This window comes from Paraburkholderia sp. RL17-373-BIF-A, from assembly GCF_046030175.1.
Taxonomy (GTDB): domain Bacteria; phylum Pseudomonadota; class Gammaproteobacteria; order Burkholderiales; family Burkholderiaceae; genus Paraburkholderia.
In genome coordinates this window covers 1-5,531 of record NZ_JARESO010000146.1, presented here as the reverse complement: position 1 = coordinate 5,531, position 5,531 = coordinate 1, and the positions used below count along the sequence as shown (strand labels likewise).

General features: G+C 57.7%; 6 protein-coding genes. All 6 read left to right on the top strand.

What is annotated here, in order from left to right:
* Positions 1 to 62 precede the first annotated feature (62 nt).
* The 6 genes from P0D80_RS52070 to P0D80_RS52065 all read left to right on the top strand — a co-directional run bounded on the left by P0D80_RS52070 (position 63) and on the right by P0D80_RS52065 (position 5,514).
* The gene (locus P0D80_RS52070; RefSeq protein WP_494478670.1) at positions 63 to 440 is read left to right on the top strand and encodes a hypothetical protein; all 378 of its coding nucleotides are present in this window, start codon (positions 63 to 65) and stop codon (positions 438 to 440) included.
* The gene (locus tag P0D80_RS48490; RefSeq protein ID WP_408295441.1) at positions 427 to 2,481 is read left to right on the top strand and encodes an EscV/YscV/HrcV family type III secretion system export apparatus protein; all 2,055 of its coding nucleotides are present in this window, start codon (positions 427 to 429) and stop codon (positions 2,479 to 2,481) included. The genes P0D80_RS52070 and P0D80_RS48490 overlap by 14 nt, the downstream gene beginning before the upstream one ends.
* Positions 2,468 to 3,784, top strand: a complete 1,317-nt coding sequence (locus tag P0D80_RS48485; protein WP_408295443.1) for a FliI/YscN family ATPase — start codon at positions 2,468 to 2,470, stop codon at positions 3,782 to 3,784. Before P0D80_RS48490 ends, P0D80_RS48485 begins: the two co-directional genes overlap by 14 nt.
* Positions 3,778 to 4,146 (top strand): hypothetical protein, encoded by a 369-nt coding sequence (locus P0D80_RS48480; protein ID WP_408295438.1) that lies wholly within the window; start codon positions 3,778 to 3,780, stop codon positions 4,144 to 4,146. Before P0D80_RS48485 ends, P0D80_RS48480 begins: the two co-directional genes overlap by 7 nt.
* A 191-nt stretch (positions 4,147 to 4,337) precedes the next feature.
* Complete coding sequence (locus P0D80_RS48475) at positions 4,338 to 4,619, top strand: hypothetical protein (protein WP_408295435.1); 282 nt, start codon at positions 4,338 to 4,340, stop codon at positions 4,617 to 4,619.
* Positions 4,612 to 5,514 carry a type III secretion system protein SepQ gene (locus P0D80_RS52065; protein ID WP_494478669.1) on the top strand — a complete coding sequence of 301 codons (903 nt, stop codon included), beginning with the start codon at positions 4,612 to 4,614 and terminating at the stop codon, positions 5,512 to 5,514. Before P0D80_RS48475 ends, P0D80_RS52065 begins: the two co-directional genes overlap by 8 nt.
* The last annotated feature ends 17 nt before the right edge of the window (positions 5,515 to 5,531 follow it).

Below are 5,531 nucleotides of genomic sequence, written 5' to 3'. Positions count from 1 at the left end.
CACCTGATCCTTCACGTCGCTTTCTCGCGGCACTATTGCCATATTGCAAACGAGGGCTGGCGATGGACTTGCAATGGCAGCGACAAGTCGAGCTTTGGTTGCGTCTAATGGGGGCTCCGACAGGAAAGGCTGCTATGCAGTTGACACTGCGTCGTGGACCGGACACGTACTATTTGGAGTCGATGGCCGGCCGTGCCTTGGTATCGTTAGCGCGCCCGGTGCCGGAGACGTTCCGGCTATGCGTCCTCATGCATCTATTGAGTCTGTTAGAGCCCGAAGCAGGGGGTGGCGTCCCTTTGCGCGCTTGGTTGGCCCGTGACTGCTTGTGGCTCGCAGCTACTGCGCCAGAAAGCAGCGGAGCGGAGCTGTGGGCCCAACTGGCCCACCAGCAGCGGCGATTGCTCGACCGCGTTACTAACAACAGACATGAAACTGAATAATTGGTTGCGCGGTCTCAAATCGCGCCAAGATGTGGTGCTTGCAGCCATGTTGTTGCTGGCTGTCTTTATGATGATTGTTCCGCTCCCCACTTTGTTGGTGGACGTACTTATCGCAATCAACCTCACGCTCTCGATCATCTTGCTGTTAATGTCGTTGTACATTCGCGATGCGATGGAGTTTTCCGTCTTTCCGTCACTTTTACTAATAACCACACTGTACAGACTGGGACTTACTATCAGTACAAGTCGCCTCATCCTGCTGCAGCACGATGCTGGCGAAATCGTTCACACGTTCGGAAGCTTTGCTGTCGGCGGGAATGTTGCGGTAGGCCTCATCGTGTTTGCCATTATCACTGTGGTGCAGTTCATCGTAATCACGAAGGGCTCGGAGCGCGTTGCTGAAGTAAGTGCGCGCTTCTCGCTGGACGCTATGCCGGGCAAGCAGATGAGTATCGATGGTGACATGCGCTCTGGCATCATCGATGCTGATGAAGCACGCCGGGAGCGCCTACTAGTGCAGAAGGAGAGCCAGCTGTACGGTGCGATGGATGGCGCGATGAAATTTGTGAAGGGCGATGCCATCGCCTCGATCATTGTCATTCTGGTCAACATTTTTGGTGGCATCGCAGTTGGCGTGTCAATGCACGACATGAGTGCGGGCGAAGCCGCGTCTACCTATGCGATCCTTTCCGTAGGTGATGGTCTGATCGCCCAAATCCCGGCGCTGCTAATCTCTATTGCTGCCGGCATCATTGTGACTCGTGTACCCGGCGAGGTACGCCGTAATCTGGCCAGCGAGCTGTCGACACAAATCCTGCGTCAGCGACGCGCACTCTGGCTCGTGTCTGCAGTGTTAGTGCTTTTTGCATGCTTGCCAGGCTTTCCTGTTCTGATCTTCCTCACACTAGCGGCCTTTATTGCTGGCGGCACTTTCTGGCTCTCGCGTCAGACGGGAGGTGGCGACAGCGTCGATGCGAGTATGGACTATTCAGCGGACCATGACTCGTTAACCGCCAAGCCGACGTCAAAAGTGGGGGCGCTCCCCTTACTACTGCGCGTAGCGCCAGAGATCGCGCAAGACGGGAAGCTACTGCTCGCGTTGTCAGAGTTGCGTCAGCAGAAGATGGAGCAACTCGGCATCCCGCTCGCGGAGATCAACCTGCAGGAGGACGTCAGTCTGTCCCCGAAGCGAATAATTTTCCTGGTCTTTCAAGAGCCTGTGCTGGAATTAGATATGCGAGCGTTAGTATTACTTGATGTCGCAAGCGCTCCGTCTGCGCAGGCAGTCGCACACGATCGCCTATCCTTTGACGGCGTGACTCTGCAATGGGTAGCGCCGTCGCAAGTAGCTAGCCTCAAGGCCTTGGGGATGATGTTGTACCATGATCACGCGCGTGTCGTTCACTTGGTTTCGATAGCATTAGACCGGTATGCGTCCGAGTTGATAGGTGTGCAAGAGGCGCGTTACTTGATGGACCAGATGGAGCAGAACTATAGCGAATTGGTAAAGGAATTGCAGCGGCATATGCCCGTTGGACGTATCGCAGATGTCTTGCGGCGTCTGGTGGCGGAGGGGGTAGCCATTCGCGACCTGCGCGCCGTGTTTGAGGCACTCGTCGAATGGGCACCTCGCGAGAAGGATCCAGTCATGTTAGCCGAGTACGCCCGTATGGCACTGCGGCGCCATATCGTTGGACGCTACCGTCGTGGCCAGCCCTGGATCAGCGCTTGGGTGGTCGGCGGACAAATCGAAGAGAGTATCAGGGAGTCGATCCGCCAAACGTCGGCTGGCTCCTACTCTGCACTAAGCACGGAAGATAACGCGGACATCGTGGGACGGATCCGTCATGCGCTTAAAATAAATGGGCCGCCAGGCACAGTTTTGGTCACTGCTATCGATGTGCGCCGGTTTGTGAGGAAACTAATCGAGCAGGAATTCGCGACCGTGCCGGTGCTGTCTTTTCAAGAAGTCGGCGATGAAGCTGAACTGAAGGTGTTGGGACACGTGGAGCTGATCGGTGAAGAAAATGCGACTACCTGATCATCTGGCTCTTCTCGATGCCCTCGAACCGCCGCAGCTCGAGTTGGCAGGCGACACTCGACTTGAGGGACGGCTGTTTGAGATTGGCCCTACCCTTCTTCGCGCACATCTGCCGGGGGTGACGTTGGGCGAGCTATGCATATTGCCTGGCGGAGGGATGTCCGAAGTGGTTGGCACCCGTGACACCACTGCCTTGCTTTCCCCTTATCAAGAACCACGTGATGTCACTTGCGGCATGATGGTGCGCCCCAGCGGAACACGCGCGAGTGTGGTGGTGGGCGATGCGTTGCTGGGACGCGTTCTGGACGCGCTTGGGCGACCGATTGATGGGCTTCCCGCGCTCGACTCGAGGTTGCAACGAGAGATAGATGTGGAGCCTGCGGGACCTCTAGAGCGGAGACCGATCTGCGAGATGCTGTCGGTCGGTGTCCGTGCCATCGACACGACGCTTACTGTCGGTATCGGTCAGCGCGTGGGCATCTTCGCACCAGCCGGTTGCGGCAAGAGCACGCTACTCGCCATGCTCAGTTCCGGCTGCGAGGCCGGAGTGGTCGTTTTGGCGCTCGTTGGTGAGCGTGGTCGCGAAGTACGCGAATTTCTCGACAACCTGCTTAGTGATGCAACGCGCTCAAGAACTGTCGTAGTGGTAGCAACATCGGACCGTCCAGCCTTGGAAAGGATCAAGGCAGCGGCTGTCGCTACCACCATTGCAGAGTTCTTCCGAGATCGTGGAGAGCATGTTCTGTTGCTTGTCGATTCGCTTACTCGCTACGCGCGTGCGATACGCGAAATTGCTTTGGCTACTGGGGAACCCATTGTCGGCGGCGGGTATCCTCCTAGTCTGTACGCGCGACTACCGCGCCTGCTGGAGCGCGCCGGCCCAGCCGCGCGGGGCAGCATTACAGCCTTTTATACCGTGCTAATGGAACATGAGACGGATTCTTTGGCAGAGGAGGTGCGTTCACTTCTGGATGGGCATATTGTTCTTTCGCGGAAGCTTGCGGAAGCCAATCAGTTCCCAGCTATCGACGTACTCGCGAGTATCAGTCGAGTGATGCATCAGGTGACCGCATCGTCGCATGCTGCCGCGGCAGCCAGATTGCGCCGACTGCTCGCAGCATGGCAGGAGATTGAGTTGCTGGTTAGGGTGGGGGAGTACCAATCGGGGGAGGACTCCGACGCCGACGACGCGATAGCGCGCCGCTCGCAGATTCAAGCCCTGCTTTGCCAGCCACTCGGGAGCTCGTGCAGCTTTCCCGAGTCCTTGGAATTATTAGGTCAGACGGTGGGGTTGCCATGTTGACCCAGTTGCTCGAAATAAAGCGTCGCCGCGAGCGGGGGTGGCGCAGGAGTCTTGCGCGACTCGCGCGCCGCGACCTTGATCTCTGTAATACACAGGAGTTGCTCGGCATACGTCGCTCCGCCTTGCGCGAAAAGTGGCGTGCTCTCGCCTCAGCGAGTGGGCAATTCAGTCAACGTAGTCTCGCAACCTTGCGCAGCAACCTCGCAAAGCTTCAACTTGAAGACCACGCAATTGTGCGCCAACAGGATGCTCTGATTGCCGAACGTGATCAGCTGGCGAAGGAACGGGTGGAGCAGGAGGCGTTACTGCGGTGCAACCTGCGCGAACAGGAAAAGCTCCTGTTAATGCTGGAGAAGGTCTAATGGATCGCCTTTCTACCCCCCCCCGCCCTGAGGCACGCGCCTCCGAGCGGAGTAAGGTGCAATCAGTAAGTCGGCGCGAGTCGCGTACATTTCAGGACTTGCTCGACGAGTCGGCAAGTCAGCTGCCTGCGTCCGCACCACCTCAGCCGCAATATCGAGGCTTAGAATTTGCCGACAGTAAGGAGTCTGCCGTGGTCTCGTCGACGCGATCGGCTCCGTCCGCAAGTGGCGACGTCGTGGCGTATCGCGCCGGGCCGGCGATTGATGGCGAAACGTTGACGTTACGTGCGAGCACTGGACCGCTAGCCGGGCTAATAGTTCAAGCAGAATGGCGCGGCCAGCGTTTGACCGTTCGCCTATTTGCGCCAGACAACGTGATGGCCGCGCGGTTGGGACGCGACTTGCGGCAGATGGAGGCGACGCTCGGTGCCGCACTGGGCATGGAAATTGTGATGGAGGTGCGCGGTGATTGATGAACGGGCTCTAGACATCTTTCAACTCAGTCGGATCGAGGCTACCGCTGAAATCGCCGATCATCAGCTGAATTGCCGGATCAGCCGACCTTCTGGCCGTGGTGTGCGTTTGTGCTGCCATAGCGAAGGAGAGATGTTGAAGCTTTGGATTCCGGAGGCAAATTGGTGTGCCTGGTTGGCACCGTATCTAGCCATCGGCTCGGTTGATAATCTCGATGGAGAGCTTGGCCCACTTCTCGCCAGTTGGACCTTGGGTCCAATGCATGAGTTTTCGCGTGCGTGTGGTCTATCTGGCCTAGGTCCCGCCACTGCTGAAGCAGACATGGCCCCCGAGGGAAACTACTGGCGGATCACCATGCAACTGGGGGATCAATGTTTGCCGATTTATCTACTGGATGTGCCCCCAGATTGGCGCCATGCGGTCCTATCCGGATTTGCTCCTAACCCCAGGACAACGCACTGCCTCATACTAAGCCTTGGTTGGTGCGTCCTCTCGAAGGAGCACTGGGAGAAGATCAACGTTGGTGATGCACTACCGTTGCGTGGTGGAGCCGACGAACTGGATCGGTTCTGGTTGCATCCGCCTGCCTCTCCCGGACGGATTCGATTAGTCGGAACTGACGTTGCGATTGTCGACGGAGGGACAAATGCTGTCGGCGAGGCGCCGCCGCAGACGGTCTCCTTGGCGGTCGAAGCCGGTCACGCTCATATTGCGGCCGATGCCCTCGCGCGCTGGGACGTAGGCCGTGAGATCAAGGTGCGGGCCGACGTGTTGCCTATATTGAGGCTAACTACTTCCGACGGTCCAGCGGCGTTTGGGCAGTTAATACGCTTGTGCGATGGTTGGGCAGTGCAGATCTGCGCTCGCTCTACTGAACACAGGATGCCTAAGTAATTCTTCAAGGAAAAATG